The 19,242-nt window shown below is 35.3% G+C and carries 19 protein-coding genes and 1 pseudogene; 13 read left to right on the top strand and 7 right to left on the bottom strand.

The window, feature by feature from the left end:
- Positions 1–1,041 precede the first annotated feature (1,041 nt).
- Positions 1,042–1,650, top strand: a complete 609-nt coding sequence (locus DF281_RS11525; protein WP_109350411.1) for a 3'-5' exonuclease — start codon at positions 1,042–1,044, stop codon at positions 1,648–1,650.
- Between the two features lie 436 nt (positions 1,651–2,086).
- Positions 2,087–3,070: an S-layer homology domain-containing protein gene (locus tag DF281_RS11520; RefSeq protein WP_109350410.1), complete on the top strand. Its 984-nt coding sequence runs from the start codon at positions 2,087–2,089 to the stop codon at positions 3,068–3,070.
- Between the two features lie 92 nt (positions 3,071–3,162).
- On the opposite strand, the gene DF281_RS11515 is transcribed toward DF281_RS11520, so the two are convergent.
- Entirely contained in the window at positions 3,163–3,402 is a 240-nt protein-coding gene (locus tag DF281_RS11515) for a hypothetical protein (protein WP_109350409.1), read from the bottom strand.
- 129 nt (positions 3,403–3,531) lie between these two features.
- On the opposite strand from DF281_RS11515, the gene DF281_RS11510 reads away from it, so the two are divergent.
- Complete coding sequence (locus tag DF281_RS11510; RefSeq protein ID WP_109350408.1) at positions 3,532–3,942, top strand: GNAT family N-acetyltransferase; 411 nt, start codon at positions 3,532–3,534, stop codon at positions 3,940–3,942.
- A 167-nt stretch (positions 3,943–4,109) separates the two neighbouring features.
- Positions 4,110–5,582, top strand: a complete 1,473-nt coding sequence (locus DF281_RS11505) for an alpha-amylase family glycosyl hydrolase (RefSeq protein ID WP_109350407.1) — start codon at positions 4,110–4,112, stop codon at positions 5,580–5,582.
- A 97-nt stretch (positions 5,583–5,679) separates the two neighbouring features.
- On the opposite strand, the gene DF281_RS11500 is transcribed toward DF281_RS11505, so the two are convergent.
- Both DF281_RS11500 and DF281_RS11495 read right to left on the bottom strand, forming a co-directional pair.
- Positions 5,680–6,540 carry a DegV family protein gene (locus DF281_RS11500; RefSeq protein WP_109350406.1) on the bottom strand — a complete coding sequence of 287 codons (861 nt, stop codon included), beginning with the start codon at positions 6,538–6,540 and terminating at the stop codon, positions 5,680–5,682.
- A 16-nt stretch (positions 6,541–6,556) separates the two neighbouring features.
- Positions 6,557–7,366 (bottom strand): Cof-type HAD-IIB family hydrolase, encoded by an 810-nt coding sequence (locus DF281_RS11495; RefSeq protein ID WP_109350405.1) that lies wholly within the window; start codon positions 7,364–7,366, stop codon positions 6,557–6,559.
- Positions 7,367–7,511: 145 nt separating this feature from the next.
- Here DF281_RS11495 and DF281_RS11490 point away from each other — a divergent pair, with 145 nt between their 5' ends.
- The 6 genes from DF281_RS11490 to DF281_RS11465 all read left to right on the top strand — a co-directional run bounded on the left by DF281_RS11490 (position 7,512) and on the right by DF281_RS11465 (position 12,467).
- The gene (locus DF281_RS11490; protein ID WP_109350404.1) at positions 7,512–8,273 is read left to right on the top strand and encodes a prolyl oligopeptidase family serine peptidase; all 762 of its coding nucleotides are present in this window, start codon (positions 7,512–7,514) and stop codon (positions 8,271–8,273) included.
- A 57-nt stretch (positions 8,274–8,330) separates the two neighbouring features.
- Positions 8,331–8,645 (top strand): metal-sulfur cluster assembly factor, encoded by a 315-nt coding sequence (locus DF281_RS11485; protein ID WP_109350403.1) that lies wholly within the window; start codon positions 8,331–8,333, stop codon positions 8,643–8,645.
- A gap of 84 nt (positions 8,646–8,729) precedes the next feature.
- Positions 8,730–10,709, top strand: coding sequence for an acyltransferase family protein (locus tag DF281_RS11480; RefSeq protein WP_109350402.1), 1,980 nt, complete (start codon positions 8,730–8,732; stop codon positions 10,707–10,709).
- Between the two features lie 193 nt (positions 10,710–10,902).
- Complete coding sequence (locus DF281_RS11475; protein WP_109350401.1) at positions 10,903–11,232, top strand: helix-turn-helix domain-containing protein; 330 nt, start codon at positions 10,903–10,905, stop codon at positions 11,230–11,232.
- On the top strand, positions 11,233–11,946 hold the full coding sequence (locus DF281_RS11470; protein WP_109350400.1) for an ImmA/IrrE family metallo-endopeptidase: 714 nt from the start codon (positions 11,233–11,235) through the stop codon (positions 11,944–11,946). It begins immediately after the preceding gene.
- Between the two features lie 101 nt (positions 11,947–12,047).
- The gene (locus DF281_RS11465) at positions 12,048–12,467 is read left to right on the top strand and encodes a hypothetical protein (protein WP_109350399.1); all 420 of its coding nucleotides are present in this window, start codon (positions 12,048–12,050) and stop codon (positions 12,465–12,467) included.
- A gap of 55 nt (positions 12,468–12,522) precedes the next feature.
- On the opposite strand, the gene DF281_RS11460 is transcribed toward DF281_RS11465, so the two are convergent.
- Positions 12,523–13,212, bottom strand: coding sequence for a Crp/Fnr family transcriptional regulator (locus DF281_RS11460; RefSeq protein ID WP_166636148.1), 690 nt, complete (start codon positions 13,210–13,212; stop codon positions 12,523–12,525).
- Between the two features lie 164 nt (positions 13,213–13,376).
- On the opposite strand from DF281_RS11460, the gene DF281_RS11455 reads away from it, so the two are divergent.
- Entirely contained in the window at positions 13,377–15,503 is a 2,127-nt protein-coding gene (locus DF281_RS11455) for an ATP-dependent Clp protease ATP-binding subunit (RefSeq protein ID WP_109350397.1), read from the top strand.
- A 43-nt stretch (positions 15,504–15,546) separates the two neighbouring features.
- Here DF281_RS11455 and DF281_RS11450 read toward each other — a convergent pair whose 3' ends face one another.
- The 3 genes and pseudogenes from DF281_RS11450 to DF281_RS11440 form a co-directional block, all read right to left on the bottom strand.
- Positions 15,547–15,882, bottom strand: coding sequence for a DUF4288 domain-containing protein (locus tag DF281_RS11450; RefSeq protein ID WP_109350396.1), 336 nt, complete (start codon positions 15,880–15,882; stop codon positions 15,547–15,549).
- 83 nt (positions 15,883–15,965) lie between these two features.
- A pseudogene (locus DF281_RS11445) lies at positions 15,966–16,439 on the bottom strand (transposase); the annotation flags it as partial.
- A gap of 138 nt (positions 16,440–16,577) precedes the next feature.
- Entirely contained in the window at positions 16,578–16,784 is a 207-nt protein-coding gene (locus DF281_RS11440; protein WP_109350394.1) for a YjzD family protein, read from the bottom strand.
- A 190-nt stretch (positions 16,785–16,974) separates the two neighbouring features.
- On the opposite strand from DF281_RS11440, the gene DF281_RS11435 reads away from it, so the two are divergent.
- Both DF281_RS11435 and fabF read left to right on the top strand, forming a co-directional pair.
- Positions 16,975–17,913, top strand: coding sequence for a beta-ketoacyl-ACP synthase III (locus DF281_RS11435; RefSeq protein ID WP_109350393.1), 939 nt, complete (start codon positions 16,975–16,977; stop codon positions 17,911–17,913).
- Positions 17,914–17,944: 31 nt separating this feature from the next.
- Entirely contained in the window at positions 17,945–19,186 is a 1,242-nt protein-coding gene (gene fabF / locus DF281_RS11430; RefSeq protein ID WP_109350392.1) for a beta-ketoacyl-ACP synthase II, read from the top strand.
- Positions 19,187–19,242: the final 56 nt, after the last annotated feature.

The following is a 19,242-nucleotide window of genomic DNA, read 5'->3' as shown; positions in this document are numbered from 1 at the left end:
CTAAAAGAAAAAGGCGATAAGACCTTTATATCAGTTTTCGAGTTACCAACGGTAACCCTCAAACTGAACGGTATTCATCCCCCACTTATAGAAGATGGGGGAATTCTACCGAACAGATGTTAAAATAATTATTGTTTTTGTACCTATTGTCCAATCGCTAAGGATTTATCATTGTGAAGTCCAATTGATAGTGCGGCTAATAATGTGGGACCACGCTCTCTTCATTTAATTGAATGTGATCATTGCTAATATTAACCTTTGATTTATAGTGAGTGTCTGAACTTAATCTGTCACTCGAAACTACTCTAGCAACTTTAATTTTTCATTCGGTTTTTGTTTCATCAAAATCCTCCTTTAAATTATGGCTAGTACATTAAATAAATTCCCTAATTGCTGGAGAACAAAACCTGAATGTATACCAGTTAGACCATTAATCCAGCGTATTATTTTTAGATTTGTTGCAAATACTCCTCAATCTACGTCATGTAGACAGTGTTGCGTTGCTTATCCAACTTGCGTCTAGCAAGTAGCAATTCATTACGAATCACTATGTAGACGTATTAATTTAGTCCTATCGTGTGATGCCCGCACCTAGGAGATGATGACGAACCATTATCACAGAGTGGTAATAACTATGAGAAGGGCAAGCGCTTACTCTACAGAGGTAAAGTAATGGCAAATCTATAAAAAGAAAAGTATTAATTCGTTGATTGGGAAGAAATTAAGTAAGTTATGTTGCAAGGAAAGAGGTCAAATCATTAATGAATTTTAAAGAAGTATTTTATTTTTTTGTAGGAATGTTACTATTATTATTAGCAGGGGAACTAATTGATAAAACAGATCATATTATTCCGATTTGCATCGTAATAGTATCAGTTTTTTATATACTGAGATTTTCAAGAATCCACTTTCAATAAAGAGCATGCTATTAGATATAATTATTGCATGGCTCATTTATCACTTTGTGAATATTTAAGCAATCTTTTAATAATTCATACTTGAACAATCTCTGATATAGTTATGTATTAAGGAGATGTTTATATGGAAAACTTATTACACAAAGGACTTAACGTATTATTTTTTGACATTGAAACTACAGGGTTCCCTAAAAAGAATGAACCTGTAGATATTATAGAAATAGGTATGCAATATGTCCCAGAACTTGGATTCAGTAAGGAAATTGAAACACTTGACCAACTTTATTCAATTGATGGGATTGTTCCATATGAAATTACTGAAATTACTGGAATTAAAGGAAGTATGCTTGAAGGAAAACCTCATATTAAAGAACATTTGAATCTTATACAAAATACTGTTTCTAAATCAGATGTCATTGTTGCTCACAATGCCCCATTTGACATTCGTTGTCTGGAACTCCTGGGAGTTAACTTTGCAGACAAAGAAATCTTTGATACTGCTACACATTCAAAAAGAATGTTCCCAGAGTTGCCTTCACATAAAATGGGAGCCATGTGCGAGTTTTTAGGTATTAATAATATTGCAGCTCACAGAGCAATACATGATGTTAATGCTATGATTAAAGTATATTCTGAGATTGCAGACTTTAATAAGTATCCTGAAAAATTAGAAGAATTGATTGAAAAGCATAAAAAGTTGTCTTACACTAAAAAGTTAACTGTGAAAGCTTAAAGAAAGATCTCAATGAGATCTTTCTTTTTTTATAGTTTCTCATATCTACTTTTGATATATAGTACTTAAGTTGACTACGAAAGAAACAAGCCATGACAAAAGTCAACTGTGTTTTCTTGTGGGTAGTTCTAGAACATTTATATTAGATATGCATTCTTTCAACTCAGTTCTTTTACTGGGAAACGGAGGTGAACTGAAGAAAACCTTGACTTTTGCAAATAAATTTAAAAAATATTTAAAGTTAATTTTGTAGAATAGTGTTGTAGTAGCAACACTTCTCCTGACTTGTCAAGGAAAATGGCAAAAAAAATCAAAAAAATTTTCATTTTTTGTTGACAAGGTACTATTTGCATGGTGTAATTTTATTAGATAACACTCAAGTTAAAAATGTTGTAAAATAATACAGATAAAATAAATCAACCAAGGAGAGATATACATGATGAAAAAATTAATCGTTTCAACATTAGCTTTAACAATCGCATTATCAGCTACAGCAACTTCAGCTGACGCTGCAACTACTAAGAAAACTACATTTAAGGATGTACCAAAATCCCATACAATGTACAAACACATTACTTCAATGAAAAAGGCAGGAATTATTTCAGGTTATTCAGATGGAACATTCCGCCCTTCTAAAGGAGTTACACGTAAGCAAATGGTAGGTATGGCAAATAAAGCTTCAGATCTTAAACCAATTCGTAAAGGGCGTAAATTCAAAGATGTTCCAACATCAAGCCCAAGTTACAAACGAGTACAAAAAGCTTACCGAGCTGGAGTATTTGATGTAAAACCAAATGGAGAATTCGGATTGCAAGATAAAGTAACACGTGCTGAAATGTCAAAAGCAATGGTTAAAACATTCAAAATGAAATACCAAAAAGGCTATATCTTCAAAGATGTTGCAAAATCTAGCAAACACAAAGATTACGTGTCAACATTGTATGCTAAAGGTGTAATCCCTTACAACAAAGGTAAATTTGATTCTAAAAAATACGTAACACGTGCTGAATATGCCGCTTACACAAACCGCGCAGCAAACCCTTCTCAAGCATTAAAACCTTCTAAAAAACTTAGCAAAACTCCTATTAAAACTCAAGTAAAACCTAAACCACAATCTTCTAAACTTCCAAAAGGTGCAAAATACCTATTCACAAGTGGCGGAGATGAGAGAAGTTACTCTTATCCTGTAAAAATTAGTGGAGGACACAAAGTTCACAGAATTTATGTTAAACCTGATTCAGTAGTCGTTAAATTCTTATACAAAAATGACAAGAATAAAAATGATTACTACTTATTCAAATATGTTCCTAAAAACGACGCATATTACTGGGTAATGCTTCAACCACCACATATGAGTGATGGGGCAATATTTGAGTTAATGGACATAATTAATGAGTTCTTACCTCTTGTGAGAGAATAATTTGAAAAGAGAGATTAATTTCTCTCTTTTTTCATTTTTGCCGAAAACAAAAAGAAGAATGTCTTTCAATATTCTTCTTTTTCATGATTATCTTAGATGAGTTTTAACCATTCATCAACTTCACTATCAATGATGTCTCCTAATTGGTAACAATGAGATTTGTTAATATCCCATTGTTCATTTGTGTATGCATCTACAGTCATTTCAACAAGAACCCGTTCATCATTTTCAAGAATGGTAGAAGTGCTGAAGTGATAAGTTGTTGTTCCATTGAAAAGTTGACGCCCATTTAATAGTAATGCAGATTCAGTAGTTAGTTTCAATGTTTTCATTTTAAGAAATCTTTCATTTCCTACATAATAAATTTATTGAACATTCCAAAAATTAGCAAAGGAGGTATAAGACAGTGGTGAAATTGTGGACAATCTCTTCAAATGCATAAAATTTGAGGAGGAATAATCATGGAAATTAAATTTCAAAGTGAAAAAAGTATTGCAAGTAATCAATTAGAAAGATTGTATGCTGACGTTGGATGGACCGCTTACACACAAGATTTAGCTGCACTCGAAAAGGCAGTTGAACAATCTTTTGATGTATTGACAGCATGGCATGAAGATCTATTAGTAGGGTTGATTCGCATCATAAGTGATGGCGTATCCATAATGTATATTCAAGATATTCTCGTATTGAATGACTATCAAAATCAAGGAATTGCGACACAATTAATGGAGAAGATTTTGATGAAATATGATCATATACGTCAAAAAGTTTTGCTTACAGAAGAGGCAGCTGATGTGCGTCATTTTTATGAAAAGTTTGGATTTGAATCTTGTGATCAAGGTGGTTGTGTTTCTTTCGCAAAATTTAATTAGTTATGAACAAGAGAGGCGGTGGATCACTGTCTCTTTTTTTGCCAATATGTGTCATAATAGTGGCGTGTAATAAAAATGGGTTTCATTGTTTTTTACACTAAAATATGGATAGAATAGTAAACTTTTGGTAAAATTACATGTGATAGCTCTGTACAGGAGGATAAAAAATGACGTATTTTAAAAAAATGGCAATGACGGCTTCTGCATTTGTCTGTGCATTTACACTTGCGACTACAAGTAATGCTAAGGCAGATGAGAAGGAAACGATGCAAAATGACAGTATTTACGATGTGTTAGTTGATCGATTTTTTGATAAAAATCCACAAAATAATGGAGATGCCAACAGTAAAGATCCGAATGATTTTGCTGGGGGAGATTTTGAAGGGATTTCAACAAAAGTTCAGTATTTCAAAGAGATGGACTTCACGTTCCTTTCACTAGGCCCGCTGATGGAAGCAGAGGATTTCAGAGGTAAGAAAGTACTGCAATATAATAAAATCCAGCAAAGATTTGGTACAAAAAAAGAATACGATAAAATGTATGAAGAATTACATAAGCAGGATATTAGTGTTATGGCGGATTTTCCGATTAATGGCGTAAGTAATAAAAACGCATTGATTGATGCACAATCTAGAAATGCTTGGGTATCAGATGCCAAGGAGCAAGGGACGATCAATTGGAAAACAAATAATCCTGAAGTTCAAGAAGCGCTAATTGATGCGGCGATTCAATATGCGACGGAATATAAATTAGATGGGATTCGTTTAACGAATATTCAAGATGCGAATATTGCTTTTATTAATGATATGATTTTTGATTTAAAAAAAGCAATCCCAACAATCAAAGTAATTTCAGATGAACCTTCCAAGGCGAGTTTCGATTTAATTCAAGATCGGACCATGATGGATGCATTACAACAAGGTTTGAAAAAGAATGATGTGAAGTCAGAGCAAATAACAGCTTCAATTTCACCTAAAATGCAATCTACACCGCGTTCAATCATGTTGGATACTTTGAATAGTGCGAGGTTCACATACTATGCTGCTGGGGAGAATATGTTCCCGCCAACAAGAGTGAAAGTAGCTTTAGGGGCAGTTTTCACATTACCTGGTACACCGATTATGACGTATGGAACAGAGATTACGATGAATGGTAAGCAGTCACCGGAAAGTCTACAAGCTATGGATTTTAGAACGAAGGATGACATCATCAAATATATTGGCCAATTACAATCATTACGAAATGGTTCAGAAGCATTGCGCAATGGGGATTTTAAATTAATTGAGAATAAAGATGGTTTCATTGTTTTCGAACGTTTTAACAAAAATGAGCGTTGGTTCGTTGTGATGAACAATACGATGAAGACGAAAAGCATCGACTTACCAGAGAGTATAGTTGGAAAAAATAAAGAAATATTCGGTATGTTTGAAAAAGACATCGTTCGTGAAAATGATGAGTCGAAATATCGCCTCGTTGTCGATCGTGAAATTGTAGAAGTCTATCAAGTGAAGGATAAAAAAGGCGTTAATATTGCATACTTAGCAGCACTTGGCTTAGTTTATGTATTATTTATTGCCTTCATTGTTGCTGTTTTAAGAAGAGGGAAGAAAAAACGACAACAACTTGTACAAAAGAAATAATTCGTAAGGTGAGTGAAATGAGCTAATTCATTTCATTCACCTTTTTTGAATAAACAAAAAGATGAGCTATGCAATTGCATAACTCATCAATACAATATTATTCATTTTCGTAAAGTTTATTTAAGAAGAAGACAGCGATTGTGCCAGGGCCAGCATGACTTGCGATTGTTGAGCCAATGACATGAACTTCTACACCTAGTGGGTGGAATCGTTCAACAATCATTTCTTTCATATCTTTTGCGGCTTCTGAATCATCACCATGACTAATGCCGATGACTTGGTTAGAAAGTGATTCTCCGCGTTCTTCCATCAATTCTAAAATACGTTTGAAAACTTTTTTACGACCACGCATTTTTTCAATCGGAATTAATTTTCCATCTTCAACGTGTAAAAGTGGCTTAATACTTAATAATCCACCGATAAATGCGCTCGTTTTAGAAACACGTCCACCTTTTGCTAAGAAATCTAAATCCTCAACCGTGAATAAATGTTCCATATGATCTGCATTGAATTGAACACGTTTCACAACTTCATCAAATGAATAAGAAGCATCGCGTAGACGTACAGCTTCTTTAATGACTAAACCGAAACCTAATGAAGCACATTTCGAGTCGATAATTGTTAATTTTAACTCTGGATATGTTTCCTTCACTTGTTCACGAATCATCATCGCCGTGCTGTAAGTTCCTGAAAGTTGAGATGAGAAAGCGATGTATAAACCTTCTTCACCTGATTTCCCTAGTTCTTCAAATGCCTCGATGAAAAGTTCAGGTGACACTTGAGATGTTTTGGGGCTTTTTCCACCACGGATTTCCGAGTAGATTTGGTCTGTATTAATACCGATTAAATCGTCAAACTCTTGTCCGTCAAGTTCCACTCGAAGCGGAAATAAATGAACATTATTTTCTCCAAAAAAAGATTTTGGTAAATCACACGCTGTATCTGTATAGATTCTCATGTGAGCACCTCCTAAATTATAATTTTAATCGATCTATTAAAAATTCTGCTATGCCATCTTCATTATTGGATAATGTGACCGCATTTGCAATGTTTTTTAGCTCTGGAATGGAATTTTTCATGGCTACTCCTGTGCCAGCGAATTCAATCATCTCTAAATCATTATCTTCATCTCCGAAAGCGATTATTCTCTCTCGAGGAATTTGCATCGATTTAGCGACAACATCTAGCCCAATCGCTTTATGAATACCGGTACGCACAAGCTCAATGACATGGTATGGGTCACCCCATCTTCTATGATCAATCACTTCAGCCTTTGTTTCTTCTAAATAACCTCGGATGATCGCCACTTCATCTTCTGAAGTGTGTAACAACATACTCGTCGGTGAGTCTTTCAGTTGTTCACGAATTTTACCCGTTGTAATTTTTGGATTGCCCATACCTAAAACTGAAAGTAAATTATGATCATGTTTTTCTAAATACATATCGTCCATTACTTCAGCGATAATATTTTCTAATTTATATGGTTGTAAAGATTCGACAATATCTTTAACTGTATCCAATTCAATCGGGTTATGTTGGGGAAGGAATAATTTATTAGAAGGATTATGAACATACGCACCATTAAAATTGACAATAGGTGTGGTTAATCCAAGTTCATTATAGACATGTTTACTCGCACGAAACGGTCGTCCTGTTGCAATCATCACTTGATGACCTTGCTGGCGTGCTAGAGCGATTGTTTCTTTCGTCTTCGGAGAAATCGTTTTTTGATCTGTAAGTAATGTACCATCCAAATCCAAAACGATTAAATGAGGTTGAACCATAAATGAAAAACTCCTCTCTACTGCTAATTTTACCCTTATTAACAGTTGTTCGTCAAAATATGATGAATTTTTTGAGAAAAGCTACCATTGGAATCGAAAAAAAATTTCTGTTACGATGAAAAGTATTGAAGGAGGAATGAACAGGATGAATATTAGTCAAGAAAAATGGGGGAATATCCCGTTATTACATATTTACGATGAAAAAATGGACGAAAACACACCTACAGTCATTTTCCTGCACGGTTTTGAAAGTGCGAAAGAACATAATCTTCATTATGCTTATAATTATGTACAAAATGGATTACGTGTCATTATGCCAGATGCAATTTTACATGGCGAAAGAGATGAAAATCTCGATCAAGTCCAATTAAGTTTGCGCTTTTGGGAAATTGTTTTAACAAATATCGAAGAGGTAAACTTTTTGAAAGAGCAGTTACATGAAAGAGGGCTTGTAAAAAATGGTAAAATCGGGGTTAGCGGAACATCAATGGGGGGTATAACAACATTAGGTTGTTTAACTGTATATCCTTGGGTTGATGCAGCGGCAGTCATGATGGGAACGCCGAATTATGTCGATTTAGCAAAAGGACAACTTCAACAAGTTGAGGATTTAGGTATGAAATTACCGATGACTGATGAAGAAATTCAAAAGCTATATGACACTTTAGCGTATTTTGAAATTAGTCGTAAACCTGAAAAACTAGCAGGGCGACCAGTCTTTTTCTGGCATGGCAAAAAGGACAAAACGGTTCCATATGCACCAGCACATGAATTTTTTGAATCAGCAAAACATTTATACGAAAATGATCCTGAAAATTGGCAACATATGACGTCGAAAAGTTCAGGTCATCAAGTCAATCGAAAAGGTATGTTAGCGAACGTAGAATGGATGGCTCGTAGTTTGTGATAATGCAAATATTTTGTTATGATGTCATTAACACTATATAGAAAGGGGTAACTTTTCATGGCAATCGATCAAGATATGAAAGACAGTATGTTAGGCGCTCTTGAAAATGTTATCGACCCTGAATTAGGCGTTGATATTGTAAATTTAGGTCTTATTTATGATGTTGATTTGAATGATTCTGGTGTGGCGATGATTACAATGACTCTTACTTCAATGGGATGCCCAATGGGACCAGTAATTGTCGATCAAATTCGTACGGCATTATTTGAACTTCCAGAAGTCCAAGATGTAGATGTAAATATTGTTTGGAGTCCACCGTGGTCTAAAGATAATATGTCACGCTATGCTAAAATGGCATTAGGCGTTAGATAAAAAAATAAGTATTTTCTTTTTAAATTAATATAATTTAGAAGAAAATACTTTTTTAATGAATAAAGTAAAGAGGCGATCAACTTCATGAATGAACAGCTAATTCAGATTAATAGGAAGTTTAGGCCAGAAATTGAAGGTCTAAGAGTGGTTGCAGCTTTGTTAGTAGCAGTTTATCACATCTGGTTTAATCGGGTTTCTGGTGGCGTAGACGTATTTTTTGTAGTTTCAGGTTTTTTAATTACAACTTCAATTATTTCTTCAATTAACCGAACAGGTGAGTTTAAGTTCGGTCCGTATATATTAAAATTAATGAAAAGATTACTCCCCGCAGTATTTTTTACGGTATCAATTGTAGCGATTTTAAGTTACTACTTATTACCAGAATCCATTCTAGTAAAAACAACCAAAGAATTAATAGCTTCCATGTTCTATTTTGAAAACTGGCAATTAGCCTTTTCAAATACGGATTATCTTGACGCACAACAAATGAAAACACCCGTAGAGCATTTCTGGGCAATGTCCATTCAAGGGCAGTTTTACTTAATTTGGTTTGTGTTATTCACAATAATTTTATTTCTAATTAAAAAATTTGAAATTACAAATACGAGAAAATTAATTAACTTGATTTTAGGTTCAGTATTTATTGTGTCTTTAGTTTACTCAGTTTATTTAACTTCAGTAAACCAACCGTTCGCTTACTTCATTACATTTACGCGTGTATGGGAGTTTGCACTAGGTGGTCTATTATGTATTAATCTTTCTTACATCCATGTCTCAAAACTAACGGCGACAATCATTGGATGGCTTGGATTAATCGGATTATTAACTACTGGGATTTTATTCAATGTTTCAGAAATGTTCCCTGGCTATATTGCTTTATGGCCGATGACTTGTGCGGTATTCATTATTTTATCAGGTACACGCAATGTGAAATTCGGTGTCAAAAGAGTTCTAGCTTCACCAATTCTTGTTAAATTAGGTGGTTTATCATTCGGCGTATATTTATGGCATTGGATTTTATTATCATTTTATAAATATAATGTCTCAACTGAAAATCCAAATTTCTTAGTCGGAAGCGCGATTATCATTGTGTCGTTTATTTTAGCGCATTTAATGACGAAATATGTGGAGAAACCAATACGTGAAGCGAAATTCACAAGTACTTCATTCAGTAAGATTGGCATCATCGGTACAGTGAATGTTTTACTAATTTGCGGCTTAATTTTCGTAAACTTTTCAAATGAGAAGCAGCTTGCGAAAAATGCGACTGTCGATCAATATCCAGGAGCAATCGCATCTTTAGGCGAAGTGAAAGTGCCAGATGTCGATCCAATCCCAAGTTTTGCGAATGTCTTCAATGACTTACCACAATCACATATCGATGGCAGTAACCAAACGTTAAAAGAAGTTGATGTAAAAGTTGGCGTTTACGGTAAGGAAGAAGGCTATTCGAAAACAATTGCTTTAGTAGGGAGTTCTCACTCAGAGCAATGGTTAGGGGCAATTCTTGAGGCAGTTAAAGGAACGGATTATCGTGTCTTGAATATTACACGTTCGGGAACTCGTTTTTCAACAGGATATGAAGAAGGTAGTATGAAGGATCAATGGGTTGAAAAAACGATGGATTATTTAAAATCCAATGATATTGATTTAGTTGTGAATCATATTACCGCGTCAAACACTGCGAAAGTAAATATTCAAGATGCTTTAGTTGAACAAATGTGGCTTGTGAATAATGCAGGCATTAAAGTTTTAGGTCTTCGCGACAATCCACGCTATACGTTCAATGTTTTAGAATCGATTGAACAAAATGGCAAGGAAGCGACAATTGAAAAAATGAATAAAGAAGATAATCAATTAGATGATGCAGCTTGGAAGAAGTTAGAAGCTAATCCAGGTCAATTGAATCTACTTGATTTAACCGATTTCTTTAAAATGGATCAGCAATTTGCACCGATTATCGGGAATATCGTAGTCTATCGAGATTATGATCATATTACGAATTCATACGCAAAATCATTCGGTCCCATCTTTAAAAAGCAATTTAATGATTTATTGAAATAGCACTAAAAAGAAGCATCTAAAGTAGAAAATTACTTTAGATGTTTTTTTGTGTTTGAATAAGTAAAAGTTTTAGAAATAACGAAAGCTTTCCGTCGCTTGTTTTTCTGTAGGAGTCCTTGCCTTCGAATAGTTAAATAAAATTGTAGTCGTCTACAAAAGATTGTATAATAATTGTAGACGACGGAGGGATAATATGAATTCGAATGAATATGTATTAATACGCATTAAAAATTTATTACAAGAACAAGGAAAATCTTATCAAGATTTGAGCAAAGAAACAGGAATTAGTAAATCATTGATTGGTCATATGCTATCGGGAGAGCGTGTCATGAAGCCCGAGCGTTTAGTTTCAATTTCAAAAGCATTGAATACGGAAATGGAGGATTTACTTAAAGTAGAGGAAACAAACGAACCACTTGAAATCGTTTTTAGAGGCCAAACAACAACTCGTCAGTCAAAGCGCGCTTTTGAATCTGTCCTTTTTGCGATTGAAGATTATGTGACCATGAAGCAGGTGAAATAAATGAATATACGTGAACAAGCTGAAAAAACTGCAGAAGCATTTGCCGCATTTTTTTTAGATGATGTATACGGTTGTGATTTATTCTTAGGCTCTCAAATTGAACAAATCTTGAGTGAGAAAGTAGAATTAGTCTATAAAAATATTGAAGATGTTTCGTTTTTTGGTGCAGCTGTAACCCATCAATCAGGAGATAAGTTTGTAGTGTTAAATACACAGCATTCTTTAAGAACACGCTATTTTACTGCTTCACATGAACTTTGGCATCATTCAGAAGCAAGTAAAATGCAGAAAGAAGATTTTGATCATGAACGTGCCGCTGATCGTTTTGCCGCATGCGTAATGTTACCAAAACCGCTTGTGAAGTCTTTGTGGAAACGATTTAAATCAAAATGGAATGAAGAACAGGCAATACTTTTGATCGCCGATTTATCTGCGGCACCGTATAAAACGGTTGAGCGTCGGGTTAGTGAAGTTGGAGAATCTATTAGAGTGTCGCATTCCGAAGAAAAGTGGCAACACTTGCGTGAAAAATATGATTTACCAGAATCGCCATTTGATTTAGCAATCCATACTACGAAATTTCATGCATACGAGCAGCAAGTGTTGCTACACATGAAAAAAGGGTTAGACCCTTTAACAGCTAGTAATAAACTTGCCAGCTTTTCGCCGAAAATTAGTGAACAGCTTCGACATGAAAGCGCTCAAGATGAATAAACGCAATGGGAAATTGTTTTTGTTAAAAATCTATCATTATAGTGTTTATTTGATATAATATAAAGGGTGATAACCTAAAAATTAGAATTGGAGAAAAGGATTTGAAAAAATTATTAAGTTTTTTAGCTCTTGAATTGTTATTCGTTATTTGTTTATCGATTTTTGCATATGTTGATTGGTTTTATGCTGTAATTTTGATTCTTATTTTTTCACCAGTGCTACTCGTTATATTACTGCTTGTGACGGATCATAACAAAGGAATAAAAGGTTCAAGAATTACACTAGTTAGTATTATCTTTTATTTTTTTGTTCAAATAAATGTTTTTTCAATGATCGCTGATGATTATATTTGGAGTGGCCCAATTATATTTCCTAAAGCTGTAGAATCAGATGGTGGAGTGCTTTCATTAATTGTAGTTGTTGCGATGGGCTTATTGGCAGCTTTAATTATTAGCTATGAACTAATTGCTATGCATGAACGCAATAGTGAAAAGCGACGTATAGAAAATAATAAAAAGTAGCATTTTATTAGGCTACGCAAAGATGACCCCGATAATTGAACGGAGTCATCTTTTTTTAATTTAATTTACATAGGGAATCGGGGCATTGATCGCACTCACAATAAGTTTTTAAATAGGTGATCTTCAAAATAGTGATGATTCCTGCTTGATCAGAAATGACATGAGCTTCTTTCAACTCTTTCATGAGGCGATTGACGACTTCCCGACTAGACGCACATAGATTTGCAAGATCGCTATGCGTATATCTTTCAGGAATAATAATCGAGCCATCTTCATTTTTGACACCAAAAGTATTCGATAATCGTATTAAAGTAGAGTAGAGCGCACCTTTTTTGCCGTAAAGTAGTAAATCACGTAATTTTGATTGTTCACGCATGTTTTGAATTTGCAGCCATTGGATACAGTCAAGTAGGGCAGAACTATTCCCGTGGAGAAGATTTTCCAATGTGCTTCGACTGATTACTAAAATGGTTGATGCTTCAATGGTCTTTGCTGAGAAGGGATAAGTTTGAATAGATGTGAATAAAATATTTTCTCCAAAGCAATCATCATGTCCGCAAAGTCGAGTTGTTAATTCTTTGCCACCGCTCGTAGTTTTAGAGAGGGAAACGCGTCCTTTCATAAGGAAGTAAACGGAATTCGCTTCGTCACTTTCGGAAAAAATCGTCTTGTTTTTCGTGAATTCTATTTTAGTGCCATGTTCTTTAAATAGTGATTTTAGTAAATTTGGGATTTTTTCATTCAAACTGACCCACCTCCGTTTTAACAATTATAACAAATAATGGAATGTTCAAACAAAGTTTTTCTTTTAGTCAAAAAAGGTCAGAGTTTTCACTTGATATTTTAATCTACAGTGAATATAATAAAATTAACAAAAGGTCAAAGATAGTCAAAGAGGAGGAAAGACATATGCAAATGAATCAACAACAAGAAGATAAAAACCCACTAGAAACATATGGACGTAATTTAGTCGAGGCGGTTAAAGATGGGAAGATGGATCCGGTAATTGGTCGTGACCAGGAAATCCGAGATGTCATCAGAATTCTATCACGTAAAACGAAAAATAACCCGGTACTAATTGGCGAGCCGGGTGTTGGTAAAACGGCAATTGTTGAAGGCTTAGCACAACGAATTGTCAAAGGGGACGTACCTGAAGGATTAAAAGATCGCATCATCTATGAGTTAGATATGAGCGCATTAATCGCAGGGGCGAGTTACCGAGGACAATTTGAAGAACGTTTACAAGGTGTATTAAAACAAGTGCGTGAATCAGAAGGTAAAATCATTTTATTCATTGACGAAATTCATACGATTGTGGGCGCAGGTAAAACTGAAGGTTCAATGGATGCGGGTAATATGTTGAAACCAATGTTAGCTCGTGGTGAACTTCACTGTATCGGTGCAACTACTTTAGATGAGTATCGCACGAATATTGAGAAAGATCCTGCACTTGAAAGACGATTTCAACAAGTGTTAGTACGTGAACCATCAGTAGAAGATACAGTGTCGATTCTTCGTGGATTGAAAGAACGTTTTGAACTTCATCACGGTGTTAGAATTCACGACCGTGCAATCGTAGCAGCTGCTCAACTATCAAATCGTTATATTACGGAAAGATTTTTACCGGATAAAGCGATTGATTTAGTCGATGAAGCTTGTGCCATGATTCGTACAGAAATTGATTCGATGCCATCAGAATTAGATGAAGTAACACGCCGTCAAATGCAATTAGAAATTGAAGAACAAGCATTGATGAAAGAAGAAGATGATGCGAGTAAAAAACGTTTAGCAGCACTTCGTGAAGAATTAGAAGAACTAAAATCTTCTTCACAAGCGATGCGTGAACAATGGCAACAAGAAAAAGATTCATTGAAAATCGTACAAGAAAAACGTGAGAAATTAGATCAATATCGTCATCAATTAGAAGAAGCTGAAAGTAATTATGATTTAAACAACGCAGCGATTTTACGTCATGGTAAAATTCCAGAGTTAGAAAAAGAATTAGCTACTTTGGAAGAACAAGTTGAAGAATCTGGTGAAAAATTATTACGTGAAGATGTAACAGCTGAGGAAATTGCGAGCATCGTATCTCGTTGGACAGGTATTCCAGTGACGAAAATGCTAGAAGGCGAGCGCGAAAAATTACTTGCTTTAAAAGATACGCTTCATGAACGTGTCGTTGGACAAAATGATGCCGTTCGTTTAGTGTCAGAAGCTGTTTGGAGAGCAAGAGCAGGAATTCAAGATCCGAATAAACCGATTGGCTCATTCCTATTCTTAGGTCCAACTGGTGTCGGTAAAACTGAGTTAGCGAAAGCTTTAGCAGCTCAATTATTCGATTCTGAAGATCACTTTGTAAGAATTGATATGTCTGAGTATATGGAAAAACATAGTGTTTCTCGTCTAGTTGGTGCACCTCCAGGTTACATCGGTTATGAAGAAGGCGGTCAATTAACAGAAGCAGTTCGTCGAAATCCGTACTCAGTAATACTTCTTGATGAGATTGAAAAAGCACATCCAGATGTGGCAAATATTCTACTACAAATTTTAGATGATGGTCGCATTACAGATAGCCAAGGTCGTATGGTCAACTTTACGAATACCGTGGTCATCATGACTTCAAATATCGGCTCGCATTATTTATTAGAGATGCATGATACGGAAGGACATGCGGTTGAAGATTTAGTAATGGCTGAATTGAAACAATATTTCAAACCAGAATTACTGAACCGCTTAGATGATATCGTCATGTTCCACTCATTATCAGATGAACATTTCTTCGCGATTACGAAAAAATATGTCGCACATTTAATTCAACGTGTGGCAGAACAAGAGATTAAATTAGTAGTCGGTGATGATGTCATTCAATGGATTGCTACTGAAGGCGCAGATCCAGCATTCGGTGCGCGTCCGCTACGTCGATTCATTCAACGTCATTTAGAAACACCAGTCGCACAAGAGTTATTAAGAGGCGAAAAAGTGGCAGATGATACGATGACTGCATATCTTGAAGAAGGAACAATCAAAATTAAATAAGCATGCAAAAGAGAGGTAGGATTTGATTCCCACCTCTCTATTTTTATTTATCTAAACTATATAATCCAATCGCTTCTTTCGCAGTAACATCTTGTTCAAATATCAAATGCCGACTATAAACTTCTTTAAAATTTAAAGATTCCTCGATATCATCAACTAACTCAAATACATCAAGAATCTCTACAAGTTGAATTGTAGTAAATCCTCCCTCACTATTTGAATAAGTATCTGGAGGAAATTTGCTATACACTAAATTACTAATGTCATCGCTGTTTTCTGCTTGTACTAAAATAATTCTTTCTTCAAATATCTTTTCCGGACTTAAATTCAAAGAAACTACAGACTCAAACAATAACTTAACAGAATAAAAATTCTTCATAAGATCACCACACATTACCTTTCTTATACGTTACTTATTAAATCTTTTGTCAGTTAAAAGTTTTTGGCTTTATTATTACCATTTTTGGCATATTTTTCAATCACATTCAATGTCTTATCTAAATATTCACTAGAAAATTCTTTTCGAATAGCCCCTCGGTGTCCACGACTTAAGTTTGCTTCATTAAAATCGCCTCGGTAAATCGCGCGATAAATCGTATTAAAACTAATCCTATAGGCTGATTTCTCGAACTTAATTCGAGAAGCAATCTGTTCTGGTGACCACTGCTTGTTTAAAAATAGTTTTTTAACAAGCGCTTTTAATTCAGGATTCTTTAAAAGAAGCTTTCTTCCACAATTGGATTTTCTTTTTGTATATTTTGATTGTGCAACTGAAGGTGAATAGTTTTGATTTATTTGATTTCTTTTTAGTTCTCGACTGATCGTAGAAGGGTTTCTTTCTAACAATTTCGCAATATCGCGAATCGAATCACCTTGATGGAAAAGAAGAAATATCCGTTCTCTTTCGTCTATGGTAAGATGTTTATAGAGGCTCATAGTTTTCAATCCTTTCAATAGTTGTCGTTGTAAACACTATTTTACTAGGTTTGAATCTTTGAGTCTCTTTTTGTGTTGCACTTAAAGTGTAAATTCAAGGCATAAAAAAAGCCGTGCAATTAGCATGGCTTCCTTCAATTATTCTGATTTAGCACCAAATTCTTTTGGTGATTCGTTTGGAATAATAGCACTCACGATTAAAACGAATACAGCGAATACAACTGAATAAATTAATCCTTTTTGGAAAACTTCACCGTCAAATTTAACGTTGTTGACTGCTGATACTACATAGTTTAATACTGAGAATAAAATTGCAGACCAAACTAATAATGCGATATATTTCATTTAATTTCACCTCTGAGTTTACATTTATACTCTATTAATAATAGCATAATTGTTATACAAAACAAAAGAAAGTTTTTACTTGTGAATGACTTTTTGTCGAAGTTTTGACAATACAGTTGAAATGAAATATTGCATCGTCTATAATTAGTACCAGGTATTAATAATTGGTATTCGAAAAGGGGCGCTAAATATGGCAGCTGGTTTAGTCGGTATTGGAAGATATGTACCGGAGAAAATCGTTACAAATGCGGATTTAGAAAAAATCATGGATACATCTGATGAATGGATTCGCACGAGAACAGGAATCGAAGAACGTAGAATCGCCGGTGATGATGAAAATACATCGGATTTAGCATATAAAGCAGCAGAAGCAGCATTGAAAGATGCAGGTATTACGGCAGATCAAGTCGGTCTGATTTTAGTAAATACAGTAACACCTGATCAACCATTCCCGTCGGTAGCTTGCATGGTACAAGAGAAAATCGGTGCGAAAAATGCAGCGGCAATGGATCAAGCAGCAGCTTGTGCAGGATATATTTATGGATTAGTAACTGCAAAACATTTTGTCGAAGCAGGTACATATGATTATGTATTAGTTGTCGGTGTTGAGAAATTATCGAAAATTACAGATTGGTCTGATCGTAACACTGCCGTTCTTTTCGGAGATGGTGCTTGTGCAGCTGTAGTCGGTAATGTTTCAGAAGGTAAAGGCATTTTATCATTCGAATTAGGCGCAGATGGTACTGGCGGCAAGCATTTATATCAAGATGAGGAAGATCATATTGTGATGAATGGTCGTGAAGTATTCAAATTTGCAGTCCGTCAAATGGGCGAATCAGCAATTAATGTCATTGAAAAAGCTGGTTATACAAAAGAAGACGTTGATTTCCTAATTCCACACCAAGCGAATATTCGCATTATTGAATCGGCTCGTAAACGACTAGAATTGCCTGAAGAAAAAGTGGCGACAGTCATTAGCAAATATGGTAATACGTCAGCAGCTTCAATTGGTAATGCGATGGTTGAATGTGTTGAAAATGGTCAGATTAAAGATGGTGACCTTTTAGTATTAGTCGGCTTCGGTGGCGGCCTAACTTGGGGCGCATTAACTTTAAGATACGGAAAATAATTTGAGGTAAAGAGAGAAGGGGTTTTTAAAAATGACGAAACATAGAGTAGTAATTACAGGTATTGGTGCAGTGACACCTTTAGCAAACGATGCACATGCAACTTGGGAAGCAGTTAAAAAAGGGGAGTCAGGTGTAGGTTTACTAACTCGTATTGACGCTGAAAAATTCCCGGTAAGTGTTGCAGCAGAAGTAACAGACTTCGATATCGAACAATATGTTGTAAAAAAAGAAGCACGTAAAATGGACCGCTTCACGCATTATGCAATTGCAGCTTCAACTATGGCTGTAAAAGATGCAGATTTAACAATTGATGAATCAAATGCTGATCGAATCGGCGTATGGTTAGGTTCTGGTATCGGTGGTATGGAAACTTTTGAACAACAATACAATAACCTAATTACGAAAGGTCCTCGTCGTGTAAGTCCTTTCTTCGTACCAATGATGATTCCAGATATGGCAGCAGGACAAGTTTCGATTCATTTAGGCGCTAAAGGTATTAACACTTGTACAGTAACTGCTTGTGCAACAGGAACAAACTCAATCGGTGATGCTTTCAAAGTTATTCAACGTGGCGATGCAGATGCAATGATTACAGGGGGAACTGAAGCACCAATTACTGAATTATCAGTAGCTGGTTTCTGTTCAAACACTGCTTTATCATTAAACCAAGATCCGAAAACAGCTTCACGTCCTTTCGATAAAGACCGCGATGGTTTCGTAATGGGTGAAGGTGCTGGCGTTGTCGTTCTTGAAAGCCTTGAATTTGCATTAGCTCGTGGCGCAAAAATCTACGGTGAAGTAGTTGGATACGGCGCTTCAGGTGATGCTTATCATATTACTGCTCCAGCTCCTGGTGGGGAAGGTGCAGCACGTGCGATGAACCAAGCGATTCAAGATGCTGGCATTGATCCATCACAAATTGATTATATTAATGCGCATGGTACGTCTACTTATTACAATGATATGCTTGAAACAGAAGCAATCAAAAAAGTATTAGGCGATCACGCACAAAAAGTAGCAATCAGTTCAACGAAATCAATGACTGGTCATATGCTTGGCGCAGCTGGTGGTGTTGAGGCAATCTTCTCGGTGTTAGCGCTGAAAGAAGGAATTGTACCACCAACAATGAATCTTCAAAACCAAGCTGAAGAGTGTGATCTAAACTACACACCAAATGCAGCGGTAGAGAAAACGATGGATTACGCATTAAGTAACTCATTCGGATTCGGTGGACATAACGCAACATTAGTATTCAAAAAATACGAAGTTTAAATAAAATAAAAAATGAGGAATCATGCTGAATTAGCATGATTCCTCATTTTTTTGTA

It is taken from the genome of Kurthia zopfii, from assembly GCF_003143955.1.
GTDB classification, from domain to species: Bacteria; Bacillota; Bacilli; order Bacillales_A; family Planococcaceae; genus Kurthia; species Kurthia zopfii.
Note: the sequence above shows the minus strand (reverse complement) of the source record. Positions and strands in the feature narration are given on the sequence as shown.